The sequence below is a fragment of the Leminorella grimontii genome, from assembly GCF_039789245.1.
Lineage (GTDB): Bacteria > Pseudomonadota > Gammaproteobacteria > Enterobacterales > Enterobacteriaceae > Leminorella > Leminorella grimontii.
The window spans coordinates 3,029,320-3,054,786 of record NZ_CP146357.1; the positions used below are offsets into that span (position 1 = coordinate 3,029,320).

The 25,467-nt window shown below is 55.7% G+C and carries 21 protein-coding genes; 7 read left to right on the forward strand and 14 right to left on the reverse strand.

The features are described from left to right. Positions 1-2: 2 nt before the first annotated feature. From surA to apaH, 5 genes are read left to right on the forward strand one after another with little or no spacing between them, the layout of a single operon-like run. Positions 3-1,340, forward strand: coding sequence for a peptidylprolyl isomerase SurA (gene surA, locus V8L73_RS14045; RefSeq protein WP_347253288.1), 1,338 nt, complete (start codon positions 3-5; stop codon positions 1,338-1,340). Then, positions 1,330-2,325: a 4-hydroxythreonine-4-phosphate dehydrogenase PdxA gene (gene pdxA / locus V8L73_RS14050; RefSeq protein WP_347253289.1), complete on the forward strand. Its 996-nt coding sequence runs from the start codon at positions 1,330-1,332 to the stop codon at positions 2,323-2,325. The genes surA and pdxA overlap by 11 nt, the downstream gene beginning before the upstream one ends. Next, positions 2,318-3,148 (forward strand): 16S rRNA (adenine(1518)-N(6)/adenine(1519)-N(6))-dimethyltransferase RsmA, encoded by an 831-nt coding sequence (rsmA, locus tag V8L73_RS14055; protein ID WP_027274720.1) that lies wholly within the window; start codon positions 2,318-2,320, stop codon positions 3,146-3,148. The genes pdxA and rsmA overlap by 8 nt, the downstream gene beginning before the upstream one ends. Before the next feature lie 5 nt (positions 3,149-3,153). Beyond that, positions 3,154-3,531: a Co2+/Mg2+ efflux protein ApaG gene (apaG, locus tag V8L73_RS14060; RefSeq protein WP_027274721.1), complete on the forward strand. Its 378-nt coding sequence runs from the start codon at positions 3,154-3,156 to the stop codon at positions 3,529-3,531. A 48-nt stretch (positions 3,532-3,579) separates the two neighbouring features. Beyond that, positions 3,580-4,413, forward strand: a complete 834-nt coding sequence (apaH, locus tag V8L73_RS14065; protein WP_027274722.1) for a bis(5'-nucleosyl)-tetraphosphatase (symmetrical) ApaH — start codon at positions 3,580-3,582, stop codon at positions 4,411-4,413. Positions 4,414-4,460: 47 nt separating this feature from the next. Here the strand turns inward: apaH and folA are convergent, their stop codons facing one another. The 10 genes from folA to ribF form a co-directional block, all read right to left on the reverse strand. Further along, entirely contained in the window at positions 4,461-4,946 is a 486-nt protein-coding gene (folA, locus tag V8L73_RS14070) for a type 3 dihydrofolate reductase (RefSeq protein WP_027274723.1), read from the reverse strand. 31 nt (positions 4,947-4,977) lie between these two features. Beyond that, positions 4,978-5,442 carry a threonine/serine exporter family protein gene (locus V8L73_RS14075; protein WP_261832318.1) on the reverse strand — a complete coding sequence of 155 codons (465 nt, stop codon included), beginning with the start codon at positions 5,440-5,442 and terminating at the stop codon, positions 4,978-4,980. Then, positions 5,439-6,218: a threonine/serine ThrE exporter family protein gene (locus V8L73_RS14080; RefSeq protein ID WP_027274725.1), complete on the reverse strand. Its 780-nt coding sequence runs from the start codon at positions 6,216-6,218 to the stop codon at positions 5,439-5,441. The genes V8L73_RS14075 and V8L73_RS14080 overlap by 4 nt, the downstream gene beginning before the upstream one ends. A 506-nt stretch (positions 6,219-6,724) precedes the next feature. Next, the gene (gene carB, locus V8L73_RS14085; protein ID WP_027274727.1) at positions 6,725-9,946 is read right to left on the reverse strand and encodes a carbamoyl-phosphate synthase large subunit; all 3,222 of its coding nucleotides are present in this window, start codon (positions 9,944-9,946) and stop codon (positions 6,725-6,727) included. 17 nt (positions 9,947-9,963) lie between these two features. Beyond that, positions 9,964-11,115, reverse strand: a complete 1,152-nt coding sequence (carA, locus tag V8L73_RS14090) for a glutamine-hydrolyzing carbamoyl-phosphate synthase small subunit (protein WP_261832317.1) — start codon at positions 11,113-11,115, stop codon at positions 9,964-9,966. A gap of 480 nt (positions 11,116-11,595) precedes the next feature. Beyond that, the gene (dapB, locus tag V8L73_RS14095; RefSeq protein ID WP_027274729.1) at positions 11,596-12,414 is read right to left on the reverse strand and encodes a 4-hydroxy-tetrahydrodipicolinate reductase; all 819 of its coding nucleotides are present in this window, start codon (positions 12,412-12,414) and stop codon (positions 11,596-11,598) included. A 190-nt stretch (positions 12,415-12,604) separates the two neighbouring features. Beyond that, positions 12,605-13,549, reverse strand: coding sequence for a 4-hydroxy-3-methylbut-2-enyl diphosphate reductase (gene ispH / locus V8L73_RS14100; protein ID WP_027274730.1), 945 nt, complete (start codon positions 13,547-13,549; stop codon positions 12,605-12,607). A gap of 77 nt (positions 13,550-13,626) precedes the next feature. Beyond that, the gene (lspA, locus tag V8L73_RS14105) at positions 13,627-14,115 is read right to left on the reverse strand and encodes a signal peptidase II (protein ID WP_027274731.1); all 489 of its coding nucleotides are present in this window, start codon (positions 14,113-14,115) and stop codon (positions 13,627-13,629) included. Then, the gene (gene ileS / locus V8L73_RS14110) at positions 14,115-16,931 is read right to left on the reverse strand and encodes an isoleucine--tRNA ligase (protein ID WP_347253290.1); all 2,817 of its coding nucleotides are present in this window, start codon (positions 16,929-16,931) and stop codon (positions 14,115-14,117) included. The genes lspA and ileS overlap by 1 nt, the downstream gene beginning before the upstream one ends. Positions 16,932-16,965: 34 nt before the next feature. Next, a complete protein-coding gene (ribF, locus tag V8L73_RS14115) occupies positions 16,966-17,904 on the reverse strand; it encodes a bifunctional riboflavin kinase/FAD synthetase (protein WP_027274733.1) in 939 nt (312 codons plus the stop codon). Positions 17,905-18,276: 372 nt separating this feature from the next. On the opposite strand from ribF, the gene rpsT reads away from it, so the two are divergent. Beyond that, positions 18,277-18,540 carry a 30S ribosomal protein S20 gene (gene rpsT, locus V8L73_RS14120; RefSeq protein ID WP_027274734.1) on the forward strand — a complete coding sequence of 88 codons (264 nt, stop codon included), beginning with the start codon at positions 18,277-18,279 and terminating at the stop codon, positions 18,538-18,540. 174 nt (positions 18,541-18,714) lie between these two features. On the opposite strand, the gene nhaA is transcribed toward rpsT, so the two are convergent. The 3 genes from nhaA to dnaK all read right to left on the reverse strand — a co-directional run bounded on the left by nhaA (position 18,715) and on the right by dnaK (position 23,379). Continuing rightward, entirely contained in the window at positions 18,715-19,896 is a 1,182-nt protein-coding gene (nhaA, locus tag V8L73_RS14125) for a Na+/H+ antiporter NhaA (protein WP_347253291.1), read from the reverse strand. 313 nt (positions 19,897-20,209) lie between these two features. Further along, entirely contained in the window at positions 20,210-21,346 is a 1,137-nt protein-coding gene (dnaJ, locus tag V8L73_RS14130; RefSeq protein ID WP_347253292.1) for a molecular chaperone DnaJ, read from the reverse strand. Positions 21,347-21,459: 113 nt separating this feature from the next. Beyond that, positions 21,460-23,379, reverse strand: a complete 1,920-nt coding sequence (dnaK, locus tag V8L73_RS14135; RefSeq protein ID WP_027274744.1) for a molecular chaperone DnaK — start codon at positions 23,377-23,379, stop codon at positions 21,460-21,462. Between the two features lie 340 nt (positions 23,380-23,719). Between dnaK and satP the strand changes: the two genes are divergently transcribed. Further along, positions 23,720-24,298, forward strand: coding sequence for an acetate uptake transporter (satP, locus tag V8L73_RS14140; protein WP_027274745.1), 579 nt, complete (start codon positions 23,720-23,722; stop codon positions 24,296-24,298). Between the two features lie 106 nt (positions 24,299-24,404). Here satP and ttdR read toward each other — a convergent pair whose 3' ends face one another. Next, positions 24,405-25,328: an L-tartrate utilization transcriptional activator TtdR gene (gene ttdR / locus V8L73_RS14145; RefSeq protein WP_147654616.1), complete on the reverse strand. Its 924-nt coding sequence runs from the start codon at positions 25,326-25,328 to the stop codon at positions 24,405-24,407. Positions 25,329-25,467 lie beyond the last annotated feature (139 nt).

Genomic DNA, 25,467 nt, shown 5'->3' on the forward strand with positions numbered 1-25,467 from the left:
TAATGAAAAACTGGAAATCGCTGGCTACAGGCTTGGCGCTGTGTACGTCGGTGGCATCCATGTCGTTGGCATCGTTGAATGCGATCGCCGCTCCTCAGGGGCAGCACGTCGATCGCGTTGCGGTCGTCGTTAATAACGGCGTTATTCTGGAAAGCGACATCAACACCATGATGGCGTCGGTCAAAAACGGCGCTCGCCGCGCTGGCCAACAGCTTCCCGACGACAGAACCTTACGTTCTCAGATTACCGAACGGCTGATTATGGACACCATCATCGCTCAGTTGGGCGACAAAATGGGGATCAAAATTGACGACGCCCAGCTCGACCGCGCCATTGCCGACATCGCTCGCCAAAACCGCATGACCGCGGCGCAGTTGAAAAGCCGCCTCGGCGCGGAAGGCATCAACTACGGGAAGTACCGTGAGCAAATCCGTAAAGAGATGCTGATGAGCGAAGTCAGAAACAACGAAGTCCGCCGCCGCGTCACCGTGCTGCCGCAGGAAGTCGACGCGTTGGCAAACCAGATTTCCAAACAAATCAGCGGCAGCGCCGAGCTGAACCTAAGCCACATTCTTATCGCAATGCCGGAAAACCCGAACTCCGAGCAGGTGGCTAAAGCCAGCGAGCTGGCCAACAGCCTGGTCGAACAGCTAAACGCCGGTGCCGACTTCGGCAAGCTGGCGGCCTCCTACTCCGCTGATCCTCAAGCGCTTAAGGGCGGCAAAATGGGCTGGGCCAAAATGGAAGAGCTGCCTTCCGTTTTCTCCAGCGAGCTGCAAAATTCCAAAAAGGGCGGCATCGTCGGCCCTATCCGCTCAAACGTCGGCTTCCATATCCTGAAAGTTAACGACATTCGCGGTGAGCAGAAGGCCATTTCCATACTGGAAGTCCACGCTCGTCATATTCTCATCAAGCCTTCTATCGTCATGACGGACGATCAGGCCCGCGCCAAGATTGCTTCTATCGCAGACGACATCAAGAGCGGCAAGACGACGTTCCAGGAAATGGCCCGTAAGTACTCAGAAGATCCGGGCTCGGCTCAACAGGGCGGCGATCTCGGCTGGTCTTCTCCTGAATCTTACGATCCGGCCTTCCGCGACGCGCTGATGCGCCTGCAGAAAAACGAAGTCAGCCAGCCTATTCGCTCTTCTTTCGGCTGGCACTTGATCCAGTTCCTGGACTCTCGTCAGGTCGACAAGACCGACGTGGCGCAAAAAGATCGCGCTTACCGCATGCTGTTCAACCGTAAGTTCTCAGAAGAAGTGCCAAGCTGGATGCAGGAAGTCCGCGCCGGCGCCTACGTGAAAATTATGGATAACGGCAGTAGCGATGCACAGTAATCCTCGAAGGGTCGTCATTACGCCGGGGGAACCTGCCGGCGTAGGCCCAGACCTCACCGTTCAACTGGCCCAGCAAAGCTGGCCGGTTGAACTGGTCGTCTGCGCCGATCCGGACCTTTTACAGCAGCGGGCAGCCCTCTTGGGGCTACCTTTGCAATTACGCGCCTATGAGCCTTCAGCTGAGCCAAGGCCGCAGGAAGCGGGAACGCTTACCCTGCTGCCAATAGGCCTAAAGGCGCCAAGCGCGCCGGGCCAGCTTTGCGTCGCCAACGGCCAGTACGTGGTGGAAACCCTTGCGCGCGCCTGTGACGGCTGCCTGAGCGGCGAGTTTGCCGCGCTTATTACGGGTCCGGTACACAAAGGCGTCATTAACGATGCCGGCGTTCCTTTTACTGGCCACACTGAGTTTTTCGCCGAGAGGAGCCACCGGCCGCGCGTCGTCATGATGCTGGCAACGGAAGAGCTTCGCGTTGCGCTAGTCACTACCCACCTTCCCCTGTCGCAGGTATCTGGCGCCGTGACCGCGCAAAGCCTGACGGAAACGATTGAAATCCTTCAGCACGACCTGCAAACCCAGTTCGGCATCGATAGCCCCCGCATTTACGTTTGCGGCCTGAACCCCCACGCGGGCGAAGGCGGACACATGGGACGGGAAGAAATCGACGTGATTATTCCTACCCTTGACGCCCTGCGCGAGCGCGGAATGAACCTTGTCGGCCCGCTGCCCGCCGATACGCTGTTTCAGCCCAAGTATTTACAGCACGCCGACGCCGTTTTAGCCATGTATCACGACCAGGGCCTGCCGGTTCTGAAGTACCAAGGTTTTGGCAGAGCGGTCAATATTACGCTGGGCCTCCCCTTTATCCGCACGTCGGTCGATCACGGCACAGCGCTGGATCTGGCCGCTACCGGACAGGCGGACGTTGGCAGCTTTACCGTTGCCCTTAATCTCGCAATAAAGATGATAAATAACCGTAATGAATAATCGAGTCCATCAAGGCCACTTCGCCCGTAAACGCTTTGGGCAAAACTTTTTAAGCGATCCTTACGTCATTGACAGCATCGTCTCGGCTATACACCCGCTTCCGGGCCAGGCCATGCTTGAAATCGGCCCCGGCCTTGCCGCACTGACCGAGCCGGTCGCAGAGCGGATAGACCACCTAAGCGTCGTCGAACTCGATAGGGATTTGGCCGCCAGGCTGGCGGTCAATCCAAAGCTTAAAGACAAGCTGACCATCTATCAGCAGGACGCCATGACCTTCGACTTCGCCGCCCTCGCTAAAGAACTCGGCCAGCCGCTCAGGGTCTTCGGCAACCTGCCCTATAACATCTCGACGCCGCTGATGTTCCACCTTTTCAGCTATACTGGTGCTATCAGCGATATGCACTTTATGCTGCAAAAAGAGGTGGTCAATCGGCTGGTATCGAGTGAAAACAGTAAAGCCTATGGCAGGCTCAGCGTTATGGCGCAATACTATTGCCGGGTGATCCCGGTTCTGGAAGTGCCGCCTTCCGCCTTTAAGCCCGCGCCGAAGGTTGATTCTGCCGTGGTACGCCTCATTCCGCACGACGTTCTCCCCTATCCGGTAAAAGACGTTCGCGTGCTCGGTCGCTTGACCACTGAAGCTTTCAACCAGCGCAGAAAGACTGTCCGCAACAGCCTGGGGCACCTGTTTACCCCAGAGCAGCTGGTCGAACTGGGGCTGGACTTAAACATGCGGGCGGAAAACATCTCCGTAGAGCTGTTCTGCAAAATGGCTAATAGCCTATCGCAGAGAAGCGAACTGCCGCAGGCCGCACAGGAGTAATCACCATGATCGACAAACCCCGGATTTTTATTCAAGCGCAAAGCTTCTACGTTGAGGCCCAGTCCTCGCCGGAAGAAGGACGTTTTGTTTTCGCGTATACGATGACAGTACGCAATCTGGGGCGCGAACAGGTGCAGCTGATGGGCCGCTACTGGCTCATTACCAACGCTAACGGCAAGCAAACCGAAGTACAGGGAGAAGGCGTCGTTGGCGAACAGCCTCTCATTCTCCCTGGCGGTGAATATCAGTACACCAGCGGCGCCGTACTGGAAACGCCGCTGGGTACAATGGAAGGCCACTACAAGATGGTAGACTGCGACGGGCAGCCTTTTGAGATTATCATTCCGGTCTTCCGCCTCGCGATTCCGTCCCTGATCCATTAACGAAGCCTTCTCACGGGCTCCAAAACAACGAAAGGCTGATTTCTGTCTATGGCAACACTGTTAGTGGGCGACGTTCACGGCTGTTTTCGTGAACTTAAGGCGCTTTTAGCACAGGCCGACTTTAATCCGAAGCAGGATACGCTGTGGTTAACCGGCGATCTGGTCGCTCGCGGCCCCGACTCTTTAGAGGTGCTGCGCTACGTGCGTTCGCTGGGTGACTCCGTACGCCTGGTGCTTGGCAATCACGATCTTCACCTGCTGGCTATTTACGCCGGTATCAGCCGCAACAAGCCAAAAGACAACCTGACGCCGCTGCTGGAAGCGCCGGACTGCGACGTCCTGATCAACTGGCTTCGCCGCCAGCCGGTATTGCAGGTCGATGAAGAACTCAAAATAGCGATGGGCCATGCCGGCATTAGCCCGCAGTGGGACCTGGCTACGGCCAAGCGCTGCGCGCGTGAAGTTGAGGCGATTCTTGCAAGCGACAGCTACCCGCTGTTTCTCGACGCCATGTACGGCGACCTGCCAAACTGTTGGAACGATGACCTGTCGGGGCTTCCCCGCCTGCGCTACAGCACCAATGCTCTGACGCGCATGCGTTACTGCTATCCAAACGGCTGTCTGGACATGATCTGCAAAGACGTACCCCAGAAAGCGCCCGCGCCGCTTAAGCCCTGGTTCGATCTCAACGGGCCGGTGGCGCAGGAATATTCCATCGTTTTCGGCCACTGGGCGTCGCTGGAGGGGAAAGGCACGCCGGAAGGCGTTTATGCGCTCGACACCGGCTGCTGCTGGGGAGGCCAGCTCACCGGGCTGCGCTGGGAAGACAAGCGCTATTTCTATCAGCCCTCGCTGTCTAAAGAGCGCGTTCACCACGGCTGAAAATCACGTCTAAACGCCGGACCAAAAGGCCCGGCGTTCGGGCTTGCTTAACGCGCTCTCTCTAAAATCTCAAAGCGGTAGGCGTGGCCGTTCTTTTCATCCGCTTCATGCCGCTCACTGAAGCTTTGTTTCCAGGCGTAGCGCTGATAGTCAGGGAAATGGGTATCGCCGGAAAGCGACGCCTCGATGTGGGTCAGATAGAGCCTGTCCGCCCTTTCTAACGCCTGCTGATAAACGTTTCCACCGCCTATCACCATCACTTCATCTACCGCCCCGGCCTCAGAGAACGCCTGTTCCAACGTCGAAACCCAAACCACGCGCTCATCGCTGTGCTTCTGGCGGCTAATGACGATATTTTTCCGACCGGGCAGCGGCCTGCCGATAGACTCATAGGTCTTTCGCCCCATAATGACCGGCTTATTAAGCGTGTTTTGCTTAAACCAGGCCAGATCGGCCGGCAAGTGCCACGGCATAGCGTTGTCGGCGCCGATGGTGCGGTTCTCCGCCATGGCGGCGATAAGGCTAACGATCATGCAAGTATCCCTTCATTGTAAATAGCTTGCGCTACACGCTCGGGCGACGGCGGTAAATCCACAGCGCCGGCAGCGAAAGGCCGATAGAAAGCGCGCCGACGATAAACGACGCTTTCAAAAAATAGGTGATCAGCGTTTCAAACAGCTCAGGCGTGTAGCCCTTATGGGAAAGCTCTACCAGAGCAATCATCGCCTTATAGGCGAACACCCCGGGGAACATCGGGATCACCGCCGCGACGGTGAACACCTTAGGGTGAGCCAGAAAGCGGCGCGACCAGCGAATGCCGATAGATCCTATCAGCATGCTGGTAAGCAGCGTACTCCACTCCAACGGCAGCTGATAATACATCAGCACCGTACGAAAGCCGTATCCAACGGCGCCCAAAAGCGCGCAGTACTTCAGCGCCTTAACCGGCACGTTAAACACCAGCGCAAAGCCGACGGCGGGCACTGACGCCAGAAGCATATTTTCAAACAGCGTAAGAATCAGATTCATACCCAGCTCCGAAATCCCCAGATTGCCATAGCGACCACAACGCCGATACAGGTTGCCAGCGTCAGCAGGCTCGCCATCATCCAGCGGGCCATACCGGTGTTGATATGGCCCTTAAACATATCGGCAACGGCGTTAATAAGCGGAAAACCGGGCACCAGCAACAAAACGCAGGAGGCCATTGCGATAGGCGCTTTGGAAATGTCCAGCCAGTTCACCAGCCAGCCCGAGGCGCTGGTAGCGACAAACGCGGTGGCAAAAAAGTTTATCAGCGGGTTTATCTGCAGCGACGTCAGCACCTGACGAGCGTACATTGCCAGGGCGCTGGCGAAGAAAGTAGCGGTGACCGTGTCCAGATTTCCCCCGGCCAGTCGGCAAAAGCAGGCGCAGGAAAGCCCGACCATCACGACCATAAGCCAGCGCGGATAGCGCAGCGGCTTGATGTGGTCCAGGCGCTTTTGCACTTCCTCAATGTCCAGCAGGCGGTGCTCGGTTAAAATAACGATGCGCTGAACTTCCGTCACTACGTGCATATTTATGCCGCGATCGACGTTTTTACGGGTAGAGGTCACGCAGTGCCCCTGATGGATAGTGCTTAACACCACCGCGTTAGCGGAAATAGAGCTTTCCACCTCCTCCACGCCCAGCGCTTTTCCAAGCCGGCTGGAAAGCTGTTCAACCAGCATACTTTCTGCGCCGTGCTGCAAAAGCAGTAAAGCGCTTTGAATGCACAGGCGGGTAATTTCCCGCTGGCGTTGTGCAATAAGGTCAGACTCCACGTGTTTCACCTGACAGAAAAAGGGTAATAAAGGGAAGGAGCGTAAGCATAGCACCGACGCTCTCACGGCTTCAAATAGCGTAGCATTCGTTGTGCATTTTTTATTTTAGAAAAAAAAAGGAAAACCCGCGAATATGTGTCAGGTTGTTGACAACAATTCTAATCAGCCTCAGAGGATATTCCGGCCGAAACTACAACCTACTGATATTACCATCGTGCTCGGCCGGAAGGGCGCTTATATTAGCCTTGGGAGTGCGTCGGGCATAGCCTTCCTAGGGGCCGTTATGAAGCCTTTCGGCTTCACCCTAACGGGCCAGCGCAAGCGCTGTTCAAATCAGCTTGCGCTGGTTTGTCGTTGGCTTACGCCAAGTCGACCCCAACGGAAGACTCTCCCTCCGATTGACTTTGTAGGCTTTATTCAAGACCTTTGTCATCAATCTCAATCCGCGAATTGAACTGGCCACTTAAAGTTAGACAGTTTTCTTAACGGGCTATTTCAGGTATCAGCTACTTCAGAAGCTGGTGCATTTCCTGTACGGAAATGACCTTTTCCGTTGCATCGGCGTTCATGGCCATGGTGGTGGCGAAGCCGCCGTTCAGCGTCGTGTCGTAGTGAACCTTATACTGAAGCGCGCTGCGGCGGATAAGCTTCGAGTCCTCAATCGCCTGACGCCCTTCGGTGGTGTTGACGATATAGGCGTACTCGCCGTTTTTAGTTCTGTCCTGAATGTGCGGACGGCCTTCGTGCACCTTGTTTACCAGACGTGGATTGATGCCCGCTTCGCCCAGCACGACCGCCGTGCCGTGAGTCGCATCCAGCTCGAAGCCCTGCTTGAGCAATTTGGCCGCAAGGTCAACCACGCGAGCCTTGTCCCCTTCGCGCACCGACAGCAGCGCACGCCCCTTCGGGATAAGCCGCGAGCTGCTGCCCAACATGGCCTTGGCGAACGCCTCTGCGAAGCTGCGGCCTACGCCCATCACTTCGCCGGTCGAACGCATTTCCGGCCCGAGGATCGGGTCCACGCCGGGGAACTTGTTAAACGGCAGCACCACCTCTTTTACCGAGTAGTACGGAGGAATAACCTCTTTGGTCACACCCTGTTCGGCCAGCGATTTGCCGGCCATGACGCGAGCGGCCACCTTCGCCAGCGGAACGCCGGTCGCCTTGGAGACAAACGGCACCGTACGCGCGGCTCGCGGGTTTACTTCAATTAGGTAAACGTCGCTGCCCTTCACGGCAAACTGGACGTTCATCAGGCCGCGAACGCACAGCTCAAACGCCAGCTTCTCGACCTGGCGACGCATTTCGTCCTGTATGTCCTGGCTGAGGGTATAGGCCGGCAGCGAACAGGCCGAATCGCCGGAGTGCACGCCCGCCTGTTCGATGTGCTCCATAATGCCGCCGATAAGCACGCGCTCACCGTCGCAGATGGCGTCGACGTCCACTTCGATGGCATCGTCGAGGAAGCGGTCCAACAGCACCGGCGCATCGTTAGACACGCTGACGGCGGTTTGGAAGTAGCGGCGAAGGTCGCCCTCGTCGTAGACAATCTCCATCGCGCGCCCGCCTAATACGTAGGAGGGGCGAACCACCAGCGGATAACCGATGGTTGCTGCCTTGTCCACCGCCATCTCGATGGTCGATACGGTAGCGTTCGCCGGCTGGCGCAGCCCCAGACGGTTAACCGCCTGCTGGAAGCGCTCGCGGTCTTCGGCGCGGTCGATGGCGTCCGGCGAGGTGCCGATAATCGGTACGCCCGCGGCCTCAAGGGCACGCGCCAGCTTCAGCGGCGTCTGGCCGCCGTACTGAACGATAACGCCCTGCGGCTGCTCGACGCGCACGATTTCCAGCACGTCTTCCAGCGTAACCGGCTCAAAGTAGAGGCGATCGGATGTGTCGTAGTCGGTAGAGACGGTTTCCGGGTTACAGTTAACCATGATGGTTTCAAACCCGTCTTCCCGCAGCGCCATTGCCGCGTGCACGCAGCAGTAGTCAAACTCGATGCCCTGCCCTATGCGGTTTGGCCCGCCGCCCAGCACCATCACCTTTGGCCGATCGCTGTTCGGATTGGCTTCACACTCATCTTCGTACGTGGAGTACATGTAGGCGGTATCGGTAGCAAACTCGGCCGCGCAGGTGTCGACCCGCTTATAGACCGGGAACAGGTTGAACTTATGGCGCAGCTTACGCACTTCCGCCTCTGAAACGCCGGCAAGCTTGGCCAGACGCGCGTCGGCAAACCCCTTGCGCTTAAGCTGACGCAGGAAGACCTCATCCAGCCCGGTCACGCCAAGCTCCTCCACCTTCGCTTCCAGGTTGACCAGCTCTTCGATTTGAACCAGGAACCAGCGGTCAATGTTGGTCAGGTTGAATATGCCGTCGACCGACATACCGGCGCGGAAGGCGTCAGCGATGTACCAGATTCGCTCCGCGCCCGCCTCTTTCAGCTCGCGGCGAATGCGGGTCAGCGCATCGGCGTCGTCCAGATTCACCTTGGGGTCAAACCCGGCTGCGCCCACTTCCAAACCGCGAAGCGCCTTTTGCAGCGACTCCTGCTGGGTGCGGCCAATCGCCATCACCTCGCCGACCGACTTCATCTGGGTCGTTAGGCGGTCGTTAGCGCCAGCGAATTTTTCAAAGTTGAAGCGGGGAATTTTAGTCACGACGTAGTCGATAGAAGGCTCAAACGAGGCCGGCGTTCTGCCGCCGGTGATGTCGTTCATCAGTTCGTCAAGAGTGTAGCCAACCGCCAGCTTGGCCGCGATCTTGGCGATCGGGAAACCGGTCGCCTTAGAGGCCAGAGCAGAGGAGCGAGACACCCGCGGGTTCATCTCAATGACGATCAGACGTCCGTTTTTCGGGTTAACGGCGAACTGGACGTTCGAGCCGCCGGTTTCAACGCCGATTTCGCGCAGCACCGCCATCGAGGCGTTGCGCATGATTTGGTACTCTTTGTCCGTCAGCGTCTGGGCTGGTGCTACGGTAATCGAGTCGCCGGTGTGAATCCCCATTGCGTCAAAGTTTTCGATGGAACAAACGATGATGCAGTTGTCGTTTTTATCCCGCACCACTTCCATTTCATACTCTTTCCAGCCGATCAGCGATTCGTCAATCAGCAGCTCTTTAGTCGGCGACAGGTCCAGGCCACGCTCGCAAATTTCTTCAAACTCTTCCCGGTTGTAGGCGATGCCGCCGCCGGTGCCGCCCATGGTGAACGAAGGGCGGATAATGCAGGGGAAACCAACGTCGGCCGCAACGGCGTGCGCCTCTTCCATCGTGTGGGCTATGCCGGAACGGGCGGTTTCCAGCCCGATCTTTTTCATCGCCTTATCGAAGCGCTGGCGGTCTTCGGCTTTATCAATCGCGTCGGCGGTCGCGCCAATCATGGTCACGCCGAACTCGGCCAGCACGCCCTGACGCTCAAGCTCCAGCGCGCAGTTGAGGGCCGTTTGCCCCCCCATGGTGGGCAGCACGGCATCCGGGCGCTCTTTTTCAATAATCTTACGCACCACTTCCCAGTGAATGGGTTCAATATAGGTGGCGTCGGCCATCTCCGGGTCGGTCATGATGGTGGCCGGGTTGGAGTTAACCAGAACGACGCGGTAGCCCTCTTCTCTGAGGGCCTTACAGGCCTGTGCGCCGGAGTAGTCGAACTCGCAGGCCTGACCGATAACGATCGGGCCTGCGCCAAGGATCAGGATACTCTTAATGTCTGTACGTTTTGGCATAGTCAATGGCTCCCGATCTAGTTTGCTTTGTTCACACGGTAGGTCTGAATCAGTTCAATAAAATGGTCAAACAGCGGGGCGGCGTCGTGCGGCCCGGGGCTGGCTTCCGGGTGTCCCTGGAAGCTAAAGGCCGGTTTATCCGTCCGGTGAATCCCCTGCAGCGTTCCGTCAAACAGAGACTTATGCGTCGGCCGAAGGTTGGCGGGCAGCGTTGACTCATCGACGGCAAAGCCGTGGTTCTGGGCGGTAATCATCACGCGGTTGCCGTCGAGATCCTTGACCGGGTGGTTGCCGCCGTGGTGGCCAAACTTCATCTTTTCGGTTTTAGCGCCGCTGGCAAGCGCCAACAGCTGGTGCCCCAGGCAGATGCCAAAGACCGGAACGTCGGTGGTCAGGAAGTGCGCGATGGCGCTGATGGCGTAGTCGCAGGGCGCCGGGTCGCCGGGGCCGTTAGAAAGGAAGATGCCGTCAGGGTTCATCGCCAGCACGGTTTCTGCCGGCGTTTGGGCCGGAACCACCGTCAGGCGACAGCCTCGGTCGACCAGCATACGCAGGATGTTGCGCTTCACGCCGTAGTCGTAGGCCACAACGTGGTAAGGCAGCTCGCTTTCGCCCTTCGCCGTCGGCAAACCGCTCATCAGCGACCAGCTTCCCTGAGTCCAGCTATAGGCTTCTTTGGTTGTGACTTCTTTGGCCAGGTCCATCCCTTTCAGCCCAGGGAAGGCCAGCGCCTTTTCCAGCGCAAGCTTCGCGTCGGGCGAGTCGCCTGCGATAATGCAGCCGTTTTGAGCGCCCTTCTCGCGAAGCAGTCGGGTCAGCTTGCGGGTATCGATATCCGCAATGGCGACGATATTATGACGCTTTAGGTAGTCGGACAGGCTTTCTTGACTGCGAAAGTTGCTGGCTATAAGGGGAAGGTCGCGAATAATCAGCCCCTGCGCATGAACGGCAGAGGACTCCTCGTCGGACGAGTTAGTACCGACGTTGCCGATGTGGGGATAGGTAAGAGTAACGATTTGGCGAGAATAGGATGGGTCTGTCAGAATTTCTTGATAACCGGTCATGGAAGTATTGAATACCACTTCCCCAACCGCCGTGCCTACGGCCCCGATTGCGCGGCCATAAAATTGGGTTCCATCTTCCAGAACCAGTAGCGCAGCTTTACTCAAAGCGTCCTCCCAAATAGAATAAACAGTCACAAATAGTGCATATTAATGCATTTAACTATACCTTCTAAATAGGCACAAAAAAAGCCCCGTTGGCAAATTTTGAGCAAATTGGGCGCATTCTAAAGATCGAGCCGCCTTTTGTCCACACAAACACGCATTTTATGTTGTTTTTTTGAGATCTCAACAAGAAATGACAGGATAATCTCAAAAAAAATAAAACAACATCACAATAGAAAACGTTTGGCTATGACTTATTGTGAAAAATAAAGTTAAAAAGAGGAATTAGGGCGAGATGGGGATAATTTAGTTATAAAGACGGGATAAAAAGGAAGATAAATATAAAAAACATCAGTTATATTAAAAAAACAATCCAAACACACATAAAATAAATAAACGAAAACAATTCAATGATATTGAATAAAAAATAAAAAAGGCGAGCACAATAAAATACTCACCTTTAAGTAAAAAAGACGTCAATAATCAGTCATTGAGGGACAAAACGTCTCTCATATTGTACAAACCTGACTTGTACTGACTTACCCACTCGGCGGCACGCACGGCGCCGTTAGCGAACGTCATTCTGCTTGAAGCCTTGTGGGTAATTTCTACGCGCTCGCCAATGTCGGCAAACATAGCCGTATGCTCACCCACGATATCGCCGGCGCGCAGCGTCGCAAAGCCGATAGTTTGTCGGTCCCGCTCGCCGGTATGGCCTTCACGCCCGTACACTGCGCACTTTTTCAGGTCTCTGCCGAGCGTATTGGCAATCGCTTCTCCCATTGCAAGCGCGGTCCCTGAAGGGGCGTCTACCTTATGGCGGTGATGGGCTTCAATAATCTCAATATCGGTATAGTCGCCCATCACTTTCGCCGCCTGCTCAAGCAGCTTCAGTACGAGGTTTACGCCTACGCTAAAGTTGGCGGCGAATACGACGGGGATCTCTTGCGATGCCTGCTCAATAGCGACCTTTCCCGCATCGTCAAAACCGGTCGTGCCGATAACCATTCCTTTACGATGCTGACGGCAAAAGGCCATGTGCGCCAACGTGCCCTCTGGGCGCGTAAAATCGATAAAAATATCAAAATCGTTGGCAACCGCCTCAAGACGGTCGTTAATCTTGACGCCTACGGCGCCGATACCGGCCAGTTCGCCCGCGTCTACGCCAACCAGCGACGATCCCTTGCGCTCCAGCGCGGCGCCCAAAACTACGCCTTCGGCCTGAGATACGGCCTGAATCAGTTGACGCCCCATGCGCCCGCCCGCACCGGCGATGGCAATCCTAACCTGTTTAGTTGACATGCTGTTCCTCTGAATAGTTAACGCCATAGTTATGCGTCAGATTAACGCCCTACCCTACGGCGTGACAAACACATTTATTTATTCTTCAGGCGGTTCGAACAGTTATTCTTATATTTGAACCGCAACGTGTAAAAAAACGGGCTGAAAATTCAGCCCGTCAGGATATCTGTCGTTAAAGCGCTATCGCCTTTCAGTCAACCTGCTTCACCCGCAGCTCTTTCGGCACTTCAAAAACGATGCTTTCTTCGCGCCCTTCCATTTCGACGGCGGGCTGGCCGCCCAGCGCGCGCAGCTTGTCTATCACGGCCTGAACCAGCACGTCAGGCGCCGATGCGCCGGCCGTTACGCCTACAGAAGCAGCGCCCTTAAGCCATGCTTCCTGAATATCGCTCGCCGTGTCGATTAGGTAGGCCGGCTTTCCGACCCTTTGCGCCAGCTCAGCCAGGCGGTTGGAGTTGGAAGAGTTTTTCGAGCCGACGACCAGCACCACGTCTGAACGCTGCGCCAGATTGCGCACCGCCTCTTGGCGGTTAGTGGTGGCATAGCAGATGTCGTCTTTGCGTGGCCCGATGATGTCCGGGAAGCGTTCGCGCAGAGCGTCAATCACATCGGAGGTGTCGTCAACGGAAAGCGTCGTCTGGGTCATAAAGCACAGGTTGTGCTCATTTTTAACGTTAAGCCGCCACACGTCCTCCGGCGACTCGACCAGGTACATACCGCCCTCTTCGTTGCTGTATTGCCCCATCGTGCCTTCTACTTCCGGGTGGCCGGCATGACCTATCAGTATTGCCTCGCGGCCTTTACGGCTGGCCCGAGCGACTTCCATATGCACTTTAGTCACCAGCGGACAGGTCGCGTCGAAAACGGTCAGATCGCGCGCTTTCGCCTCGGCGCGAACCGCCTGGGAAACGCCGTGCGCGGAGAAAATAAGGATCGCGCCGTCCGGCACTTCGCTAAGCTGCTCGATAAACACCGCGCCGCTTTCGCGCAGGCTGTCTACCACATAGCGATTGTGCACCACTTCGTGGCGCACGTAGATAGGCGCGCCGTAAATTTCCAGCGCACGCTCAACAATGCTGATTGCCCGGTCTACCCCGGCGCAAAAACCTCGGGGATTTGCCAACAAGATCTGCATGCCTATTCTCCAAACGGATAACAAAAGCGAGCGCTCAAACGAGGCGCCCGCAGCAAACGCTTCGACGCGGCCGAACGCTATTCGGCCGTTTTCTCTTTTTTAAAGATAAAGCCTTCCAGCACCACCATCACCGCGCCGATGCAAATAGCGCAGTCGGCTACGTTGAACGTCGGATAGTGCCAGTTGCCGATAAAGAAATCGAAAAAGTCGACAACGAATCCATGATACAGGCGGTCGAACAGGTTGCCCAACGCGCCGCCAATGATTAACGCAAAAGCGCAGTTGCTCCATTTGGCCGACGCCTGCGAGCGGTACATCATCACGATAAGCACAATAGTTATCGTGACGGCGACCGCCGCCAGCGCCCAGCGCTGCCCCATAAAAGAGCTAAAGGCCGCGCCGTAGTTACGAGCATAGTAAAGATTGAAAAACGGCAGCAGGTCGACGGACTCCCCAAGCCTGAAACGGCTGATAACCACAAACTTGCTGACCAGATCGACAATCACTACGATGACCGCCAGCCAAAGCCAGCGGACTCCCGTCGATAAAAGCGGTGTCTTATTCATCAGGCAAACTTACGCTCTTCGCCCTGACCCACAACGTTGGTCACGCAGCGGCCGCAAAGTTCAGGCTGCTGTGCATTCTGACCGACGTCCTGAGTATAGTGCCAGCAGCGCGGGCACTTACAGCCGGGCGCCTTGGCCAACCCAATCTTAAGCCCCTTGATGACTTCGCTTTGCTGAGCGTCGGCAGAAGCATCCGCCAGCGGCGCGGTCTTAGCGCCGGAGGTCAGCAGCACAAAGCGCAGCTCGTCCTGCAGAGCGTTCAGCTGTTTCTCAAGCTCCGGTTCGACAAACAGCGTAACCGTCGCTTCCAAAGACCCGCCGATAAGCTTATCGCCGCGCGCCTGCTCCAGCACCTTGTTCACCTCACCGCGCACTTTTAACAGCGCATCCCAGTATTCGTCGTTCATCGACTCGCCGTCGGCCAGCCCGAACAGGCCCTGATACCATTCGCCGGTGAAGACGAAGGTATCGCGCTCGCCCGGCAGGTACTGCCAGATTTCATCGGCGGTGAAGGACATCACCGGCGCCATCCAGCGCACCAGCGCTTCGGCGATATGATAAAGCGCCGTTTGGCAGCTGCGGCGCGCCAGGCTGTCGCCCTTGGCGGTATACTGCCTGTCTTTAATGATGTCGAGATAGAACGAACCCATTTCTACCGAGCAGAACTGCATCAGGCGCTGGATAACCACGTGGAAATCGTAGTTGTCGTAGCTATAGGCAATCTCTTGCTGCGCCTGCAGCGCCTTACCAACCGCCCAACGGTCCAGCACCACCATCTCTTCCGGCTTCACCATGTCGCGAGCCGGATCGAACCCGTTGAGGTTCGCCAGCAGGAAGCGAGCGGTGTTGCGGATGCGGCGGTAGGCGTCGGCGGAACGCTTGAGGATTTCGTCAGACACGGCGATTTCGCCGGTGTAGTCCGTCGACGCAACCCACAGGCGAAGGATGTCGCCGCCGAGCTTGTTCATCACGTCCTGCGGGCTGACGGTGTTGCCGATAGACTTGGACATCTTGCGCCCTTGGCCGTCGACGGTAAAGCCGTGGGTCAGCACTTCGCGATAGGGCACTTTGCCCTTCATGGCGGTAGAGATCATCAGCGAAGACATAAACCAGCCGCGGTGCTGATCCGAACCTTCCAAATACATGTCGGCGCTGTGGCCGTGGAATTCAGGGCGTACGTCAACCACCGAGGAGTGCGTTGAACCGGAGTCGAACCAGACGTCCAGCGTGTCCGGCACTTTGACGTAGTCGGCGGCTTCATCGCCAAGCAGATCTTTAGGGTCGAGATCCCACCACGCCTGAATGCCGTGCTCTTCAACGCGCTCCGCTACCTGCTCCATCAGTTCCAGCGCGCGAGGATGCAGCTCATCGGTATCTTTATGCACAAACAGCGACATCGGCATGCCCCAGGTGCGCTGGCGGGAAATACACCAGTCTGGGCGGTTTTCCACCATGCTCTCGATGCGCGCCTGACCCCAGTCCGGGATCCAGCGTACTTTCTTGATCTCCGCCAGGGACTGCTTGCGCAGGCCGTTTTGATCCATGCTGACGAACCACTGCGGCGTCGCGCGGAAGATGATCGGCGACTTGTGGCGCCAGCAGCAGGGGTAGCTGTGCTGCAGTTTTTCAACGTGCAGCAGCGCGCCGCGGGTCTTGAGCAGCTCGACGATAACGTCGTTGGCCTTAAAGACGTTCAGCCCGTCCAGACCCTCGCCGGTGCCGGGCTGGTAGCAGCCGTCCGGCCCGACCGGGTTAGCGACTTCGAGCCCGTACTTCAGGCCGATGGTATAGTCGTCCGGGCCGTGGCCAGGCGCGGTGTGAACGGCGCCGGTACCGGCGTCCAGCGTAACGTGTTCGCCAAGCACGATCGGTACGTCGAAATCGAGGAACGGGTGCTTAAAACGCATTAGTTCAAGATCCGCGCCCTTGGCGTCGCTTAAAACGATCCAACTGGTAATGCCGGCGCGCGCCATGACGCTCTCTACCAGTTCGGCGGCAAGGATAAGGTACTCGTCGCCGACCTGCACCAGCTGGTAGTCAAACGTTGGATGTAAAGAGATTGCGCGGTTAGCCGGCAGCGTCCACGGGGTTGTCGTCCAGATAACGGCATAAATAGGCCCCTTGACGTTATGAACGTCAAAGGCTTTGGCTACGGCGACCGGGTCTACGGCGGCAAAGCGCACGTCGATAGACGGAGAGGTTTTGTCGTAGTATTCAACCTCGGCTTCCGCCAGAGAAGAACGGCAGTCGATGCACCAGTGAACCGGCTTGGCGCCCTTGTGCAGATGGCCGTTAGAAATAATCTTACCCAGCGCGCGGATGATGTTGGCCTCGGTCTTGTAGGCCATCGTCAGATAGGGGTTATCCCAGTCGCCCAGCACGCCCAAGCGAATAAAGTCTTTCTTTTGCCCTTCTACCTGACCGGCGGCATAGCTGCGGCAGGCTTTACGAAACTCGGCGGCGCTGATCTTCTCGCCGGGTTTGCCCACCAGCTGCTCGACCTTAAGCTCAATCGGCAGGCCGTGGCAGTCCCAGCCGGGGACGTAAGGCGCGTCGAAACCGGCGAGGCCCTTTGACTTAACGATAATGTCTTTAAGAATCTTGTTGACCGCGTGACCAATGTGAAGATCGCCGTTCGCGTAGGGAGGGCCATCGTGAAGAATAAACGTTTTTTTACCCTTCTTGGCCTGGCGAATCGCACCGTAAAGGTCCGCTTCATACCAACGCTTCAGCATATCCGGTTCGCGCTTGGCGAGATCGCCGCGCATCGGAAAACCGGTTTCCGGCAGGTTCAACGTGTTCTTATAGTCAGTCATTCGATTCTCTGTTCCATTAATCTCGACAAATGTATTAAGTCCGCACCGTCTGCCCAAAAAACCGACGGGCGGTGGCGACATCGTTTTCAATCTGTTGCTTCAACGCCTCCAGCGAGGCGAACCGCTGCTCGTTGCGCAGCTTTTCTCGTATTACGACATTAATATGGCGGCCGTAGAGGTCCATATTGACGTCCAGCAGGTGAACTTCAAGCTGCTGGCGGACGCCGGACACCGTCGGACGCGTGCCTATGTTGGCCACGCCGGGCAGCGGACGCTCCGAAAGGCCCATTACCTCAACGGCGTAAACGCCTTTTATGGGCGCGACCAGCCGCTTCATCGGCAGGTTGGCGGTGGGAAAACCTATCGTACGCCCCAGCTCGTCGCCGTGCACTACGCGGCCGCACATGCCGTAAGGCCTCCCCAGCAGGGATTCGGCCAAAGCCAAATCGTCATCCTGTAGCGCCTGACGAATCATCGTACTGCTGATGCGCTTGCCTGCTTCGCAAAAGCTTTGCGTGTTGGCGACAGAAAAACCGCTTCGTTCCCCGGCCTTTTGCAGCAGGGCAAAATCCCCTTGACGACAGGCGCCGAAGCGAAAATCATCACCCACGGTCAAAAACTTAACACCTAGCCTTTCAACCAGCAACCGGGAAATAAAGTCCTCGGCGCTGACGGCGGCGAACGCGTCGTCAAACTTCACGCACAGCAGGTAGTCAATGCCCGCCTCCGCCAGATGAAGGCACTTATCGCGCAGCCGGGTCAATCTTGCCGGCGCCTTCTCTGGCGCAAACAGTTCCAGAGGCTGCGGCTCAAAGATCATAACCATCGTGGGAAGCCCTAGACGCTCCCCTTCCCGTTTCAACTGACGCAACAGCGCCTGATGGCCCAGATGGATGCCGTCAAAGTTTCCTATCGTCAGAACGCAGCCATGGTGGCGAGGTCGGACGTTGTGTATGCCGCGAATCAGCTCCATAAATCAGCTCAGGGATTCTGTACAAATCGAAGGCGCCGATTATAGCAACTGCCGCGGCGAAGGTTAACCGGCGATTGCGCGATCGGCTAAAATCTTCTTGTTGCCTGCGGCGACGAAAGCCATTGATAAATCCCATCCAGCGCTCAGTTATTCAGCACCTATGCAAAGAAAACGCGTTAATGACTGTATTCCGGCGCGCAAAGCTGTTAGAATTCTGCGCCATCGATAATCGCGGTGTCGCTCTTTCTTTATTCCTACAAGAATAAAAAAATGGCGGCGCTAATTTGCACAAATCCGTTGACAAAAGAAGGTCGAAAGGGCATATTCCTTCGCCTTTAGAATGTCCTCAAGAAACTATTTGGGAGTTGGACCTTGGCTAATATCAAATCAGCTAAGAAACGCGCCATCCAGTCTGAGAAGCGCCGCAAGCATAACGCAAGCCGCCGCTCTATGATGCGTACCTTCATCAAGAAAGTGCGTATGGCGATCGAATCAGGTGACAAAGCCGCCGCAGTAGCAGCTTTCAGTGAAATGCAACCGATTGTTGACCGTCAGGCAGCAAAAGGTCTGATTCACAAAAACAAAGCAGCGCGTCATAAGTCACACCTGACTGCACAAATCAGCGCAATGCAGTAATGCTCCGCGCTTTTTGAAAAAACCGGCTATGCCGGTTTTTTTATGTCCGAAAAACGGTCAACGGCCAATTCAAATTTTTAGCGGGTGCTTCTGTTCCCGGCATGCGTTGAAGGAATGGCTTTAACGTTCACCCCGCGAGCACCGCGGGATGAGCGAAATCGTAAACAAAGGGCGTTAAGCGTCCTTTTTAACCTCCGCACGGCAAAGCGCTCGCTTCAACAGCGCATAGCCCAATACTGCCGCCAGCGTGGAGCCGATGAGGATCCCCAGCCTTGAGTAAGTCATATACTCCTCCCCCATTCCTTCAAATGCCAAAGAAGAAATGAAGATAGACATGGTGAAGCCGATGCCGCACAGCACGGAGACGGGGAAAATCAGCTTAAGATTAACCGATGGCGGCAGCGAAACCAGCCTGGCCTTTAGCGCCAACCAGCAAAAGCCAAAAATGCCCAACGGCTTTCCTACCACCAAACCAACCATGATACCCAGAGGCAAAACGCCGCCCAGAGAAGAAAGCGTTACGCCGCTTAAGGAAACGCCCGCATTGGCAAAGGCAAACAGAGGCAGAATCAAAAAGGTCACCCAGGGGTGAAGCTGGTGGATAAGGCTGTCCAACGGCCTGCTGTTTTCCTTACCGCTGAGCGGAATGAAGAACCCGGTAATAACGCCTGCAAGCGTCGCATGCACGCCGGACTTAAGCATAAAGACCCAAAGCACGGCGCCGGCTGCCATATAGGCAACCTTGTTGCCGACGCCGTGTCGGTTCATCAGCACCATTGCGACGATAGTTAGGGCAGCCCCGGCCAGAGCCGCGCCGGACAGCGTTTTAGTATAAAACAGCGCGATGATGACAATAGCGCCCAGGTCGTCAATAATCGCCAGCGCCATTAAAAAGGCCTTCAGGCTGGTAGGCACCCGGCTGCCCAAAAGCGCCATCACGCCCAGTGCGAAAGCGATGTCGGTTGCAGCAGGGATCGCCCAGCCGCTGCGGGTTACCTCATCTCCGGCGTTAAACGCTAAATACAGCAGCGCCGGTAATACCATGCCGCCGACGGCCGCCACAACGGGAAACATCGCTTTATCTCTACCGGCCAGAGAGCCTTCAATCAGCTCCTTTTTCACCTCAAGGCCAATAACCAAAAAGAAGACGGCCATCAGCCCATCGTTAATCCAATGCGCCAGAGAGTTGCTGAGATCTAAAGACGCCACCTGGACGACGACGGGAATATGAAGAAAACTTTCGTAAGCCATTCTCAGAGGCGAATTAGCCATCACCATTGCCACAATGGCGGCAAGAATAAGTAAAATGCCGCCGGAAGCCTCAAGCTTAAGAAATTGACGCAAATAGTGAGTCATTACTCGTAATTCTCCTACGCAGCAAGGCCGAAGCCCGCCAATCAATCGCAATAATCATAGGGATGAATAGTACAAAACAACGCATAAATGAGCAAAGCAGGCAGCCTAATTCGAAACTAACCGTGAAAATAGTGAAATAACTAACTACCATTAAAAATTAATTTAATATTAGATAATTATGAAAGCAGATTGAAAAAAATGGCCATTATATAGAAGTATGGTAAGAGAAATATTTACACAACTTCACCAAGCGCAGATAAAAACGCCCGGCCAAAAGGCCGGGCGAATCAGGCAGGACACAGTCTAAAAAACGTTAACCGGTCAGATCGTCGAAAAACTTCTTCACGCCGTCGAAGAAAGACTTGGAGCGCGGGCTGTTTCTTGAGCCCTTATCGCCGCCCAGAGATTCATCCAGCTCCTTCAGCAGCTCTTTTTGCTTCTCGTTCAGCTTCACCGGCGTTTCAACCACAACCCGGCACAGCAAATCGCCCTGGCTGCCGCCGCGAACGGACTTCACGCCCTTACTGCGCATGCGGAACAGCTTGCCGGTCTGGGTTTCCGCCGGGATCTTCAGGCTCACCCGACCATCGAGGGTCGGAACCTCAATCTCACCGCCCAGCGCGGCCATAGCGAAGCTGATTGGCACTTCACAGTACAGATTGTTGCCGTCCCGTTCAAAGATCGGATGCTGCTTAACCTGTACCTGAACGTACAAGTCTCCTGCTGGAGCGCCGTTCTCACCGGCCTGCCCCTCGCCGGAAAGCCGCACGCGGTCGCCGGTATCCACGCCCGCCGGAATTTTAACCGACAGCGTTTTGGTTTTCTCAACGCGCCCCTGACCGTGGCACTTGGTGCAGGGATCCTTGATTATCTTGCCGCGGCCATGACAGGTCGGACAGGTTTGCTGCACGGCAAAAAAGCCTTGGCGCATCTGCACCTGGCCGCTGCCGTGACAGGTAGAACAGGTCGTGGCCGAGGTTCCTGCCTTCGCGCCGCTGCCGTGGCAAACGTCGCACTCGGCCAGCGTCGGAATGCGGATCTCTTTGGCTACGCCGCGCACGGCCTCTTCCAGCGTCAGCGTCATTGTATACTGCAGGTCCGCTCCGCGGCTTGCGCGCTGACGACGGCCGCCAAAGATATCGCCGAAAACGTCGCCAAAGATATCGTTAAAGTCGGCGCCGCCGCCGAAGCCGCCGCCAAAGCCGCCTCCGCCCATACCGCCTTGCTCAAAGGCCGCGTGTCCGTACTGATCGTAAGCCGCTTTTTTCTGCGGATCGGTCAGAACCTCATAGGCCTCTTTGATTTCCTTGAATTTCTCTTCGGAATCCTTGTCGCCCTGATTTCGGTCGGGGTGATGCTTCATCGCAAGGCGCTTATAGGCCTTCTTGATTTCACGCTCATCCGCGTCGCGGCCTACGCCCAGGATCTCATAATAATCTTTCTTTGCCATCGGTGGACTTTACCCTATATATGCGTGCACGGGCGCAGAGTTTCCTCAACGCCCGTGCCAAGTTCCGTTAACGATCCCCGTTCAGGCATCGTTACCGTGCCCGCTTAGGGCGATTACTTCTTGTCTTTAACTTCTTCAAACTCGGCGTCGACGGCATCGTCATCTTTACCGGAAGCGCCCTGCTGAGCACCTGCGTCAGCAGATGCGCTTTCAGCGTGCTGCTGTTGCGCCATCTCCATCAGCTTGCCGGAAGCCTCTACCAGAGCCTGAATCTTGGCTTCGATGTCCGCCTTGTCTTCGCCCTTCAGAGAGGTTTCCAGTGCGCTTAACGCGCTTTCAATAGCGGCCTTGTCGCCCGCTTCCAGCTTATCGCCCGCTTCGGTTACCTGCTTACGGGTGCTGTGCAGCAGATGGTCGCCCTGATTACGAGTTTGAACCAGCTCTTCAAACTTACGGTCGGCGTCGGCGTTAGCTTCAGCTTCGCGCACCATCTTCTGGATTTCATCCTCGTTCAAACCGGAAGAAGCCTTGATGGTAATGTTCTGCTCGCGGCCGCTGTTCTTATCCTTCGCGGATACGTGCAGGATACCGTCAGCGTCGATGTCGAAGGTGACTTCGATTTGCGGCATGCCGCGCGGCGCCGGCTGGATACCGTCAAGGTTAAACTGGCCCAGAGACTTGTTGTCCATTGCGCGCTTGCGCTCCCCCTGCAGCACGTGGATCGTTACCGCAGACTGGTTGTCTTCCGCCGTTGAGAACACCTGGCTGTGCTTGGTTGGGATGGTGGTGTTCTTGGCAATCAGAGACGTCATCACGCCGCCCATGGTTTCAATACCCAGAGACAGAGGCGTTACGTCCAGCAGCAGTACGTCTTTCACGTCGCCGGCCAACACGCCGCCCTGAACCGCAGCGCCGATAGCGACGGCTTCGTCCGGGTTAACGTCTTTACGCGGCTCTTTGCCAAAGAAGTCAGCCACTTTCTTCTGTACTAGAGGCATACGGATCTGGCCGCCGACCAAAATGACGTCCTGTACGTCGCTGACGGACAGGCCTGCGTCTTGCAGAGCAACTTTTACCGGCTCCAGAGAGCGGTTAACCAGATCTTCAACCAGAGACTCAAGCTTTGCGCGAGTCACTTTAATGTTCATGTGCTTAGGACCGGTCGCGTCTGCAGTGATGTACGGCAGGTTAACGTCGGTCTGCTGCGCGGAAGAAAGCTCGATCTTGGCCTTCTCGGCCGCTTCCTTCAGGCGCTGCATCGCCAGCGGGTCATTGCGCAGGTCAAAGCCCTGCTCTTTCTTGAATTCATCGACCAGATAGTTAATCAGGCGCGTATCAAAGTCTTCGCCGCCCAAGTGGGTATCACCGTTGGTCGCCAGAACTTCAAAGGTCTTCTCGCCGTCGACTTCGTCGATTTCGATAATAGAGATATCGAAGGTACCGCCGCCCAGGTCGTATACGGCGATAGTGCGGTTACCCACTTCTTTATCCAGACCGTAAGCCAGCGCCGCAGCGGTCGGTTCGTTGATGATGCGCTTAACGTCCAGACCCGCAATACGGCCAGCATCTTTGGTTGCCTGACGCTGGGAGTCGTTAAAGTACGCAGGTACGGTAATAACCGCTTCAGTTACCGGCTCGCCGAGGAAATCTTCCGCGGTCTTTTTCATCTTTTTCAACACTTCGGCTGAGATCTGGGGCGGAGCAATCTTTTGCCCTTTCACTTCAACCCAGGCGTCGCCGTTGTCTGCGCCGATAATGTTAAACGGCATAATGTCGCGGTCACGCTGAACTTCATCATCGCTAAAGCGACGGCCAATCAGGCGCTTAATGGCGAAAAGCGTGTTTTGCGGATTGGTTATCGCCTGACGCTTAGCCGGCTGGCCTACCAGAATTTCGCCGTCTTGGGTATAGGCGATAATTGACGGAGTAGTACGATCTCCTTCAGCGTTTTCAATGACGCGTACCTGCGAACCGTCCATCACGGCGACGCATGAGTTCGTTGTACCCAGGTCAATACCAATAATTTTACCCATTACATGTTCTCCACTTAAAAACTGTCTTCGTTCACATACTCACCTATATGGGGATGCCAAATAACTTTTCAACTGCCGTTTTTAAGTTATGCATCTATAGATGAGCCTTAACCGTTGTTCATAACATGGGGTCAACCCGGCGAGCATCAAGGGGGGAGAAATAAAAAATTTTCTACCTATTTCTGATCTAGACCATTGTTTAACGCTGACACGCTCATTATGATGCGTCGCCCACCCGCAAAGTCTGTGCTTTACGGGCGGCGACGTAAAAAATCACCGCAAGATGCGGGATAAAAAACAAGTTATTAAACAAACGTATTCGACTGAGTACAGAGGATATATGCACTCAATTAAATTAGCGAACCCGGGTCCGTTAGGATTAATGGGGTTTGGTATGACCACCATTTTATTAAACATCCATAACGCGGGATTCTTTCCAGTCATGTCGGCCATCGTTGCCATGGGGATTTTCTACGGCGGCATGGCGCAGGTTATCGCCGGCATTCTGGAGTTTAAGAAAGGGAACACCTTTGGCGTTACCGCCTTTACTTCTTACGGCTTTTTCTGGCTGACGCTGGTCGGCATCTGGTATCTTCCGAGCAACGACCACGTCGCGGCTACCGACGGCGTATTCCTCGGCATCTATCTGGCGCTGTGGGGCGTATTCACGCTGTTTATGTTCTTCGGCACCCTGAAGGGCAACCGCGTGCTGCAGTTCGTTTTCGCAAGCCTGACCGTGCTGTTCTTTATGCTGGCTATCGGCAATATTACCGGTAATAAAGGGCTTTTGAACATTGCCGGTTTCGAAGGCATCGTCTGCGGCGCCAGCGCTATTTATCTGGCCATGGCGGAAGTGCTGAACGAGCAGTTTGGCCGCACCGTACTGCCGATTGGCGCGCCTAAAGGTCAAGCGCACTAAGTCTGTTTCAAAATAAAAATAGAAACCGCTAAACAAAACCGCATTTCAAACGTTGGCCTTACGGCAAATGGAAATGCGGTTTTTTTATCTTCAAACGCCCAACGGGCTATCTTTTTTCCAATCCGCCAAACAGCCGCTGGCAGTATTCCGTCAGGTATTCCACGCATACGCGCAGCTTGACGCTTTGATAAAGCGGCTCCTGATAGACCGCCCAGATATTGGCGCTTTGTGAATATTCAGGCAGGATCCGCACCAGTTCCCCCCGCTCGAGAAACGGCATAACGTCCCATTCGGAACGCAAAATAACGCCCTTTCCCTCCAGCGCCCAGCGCAAAACGATTTCACCGCTGTTGGAAGAGAGATGACCTGAAATCTTGACGGACTTTTTCTCGCCGCTCCTTTCCAGCTCCCAGATACCGGGCGTGACGTCGCGCTCTTTGGTAATCAGACAATCGTGGCCGGTCAGCTCGCCGAGCGATGCGGGCAACCCGTGTTTTTCAATATAGGCCGGAGAAGCGCACAGGATCCGCTTATTTTCCGCCAGCCGGCGGGCAATATAGTTTTCCGCAATGTCGTCGTTGATGCGGATATCGAGATCGATGCCGTCCCGGCTTAGGTCAATCTGCCGGTCAAACAGCTCAAAGTGGATTTGCAGCTCGGGGTATTGCCGCATCAGTTCCGTAATTGCCGGAGCAATATGCGTGCGGCCAAAGCCGAAGCTGCAGCCTATGCGGATCATCCCGGCCGGGCGGGTTTTCATTTGGGTAACGTCGTCTACCAGCGTCTGCATGTGATTGAGCACGTTCAGGGCATGATCGTAGCAGCGCTTGCCGCTTTCCGTCAGCGCAATGCCGTGGGCCGAGCGATTAAGCAGCGTCGTGTTTAACGCAGACTCAAGGATATGTATGCGTTTAGTGACGAAGGCCGGCGTCTGCCCTAGCCTCTCCGCCGCTCCGCTAAAGCTGCCGCTGTGCACAATCTCTACCAAAACCTGAAGATCTTTAGGAAGGGGATACTGATTTAACGCCATTGGCCTGTCCCTCAAATAAGAATCCATACTCGGCAAGGGAATAATGAACTTAACTTCACGCCTCTTCAATCTGCATCCCGCCGGAATTTGCCAAGTGCGGCTCCAAAAACCCTTTTATTTATGTGGAATTGCCAGAATC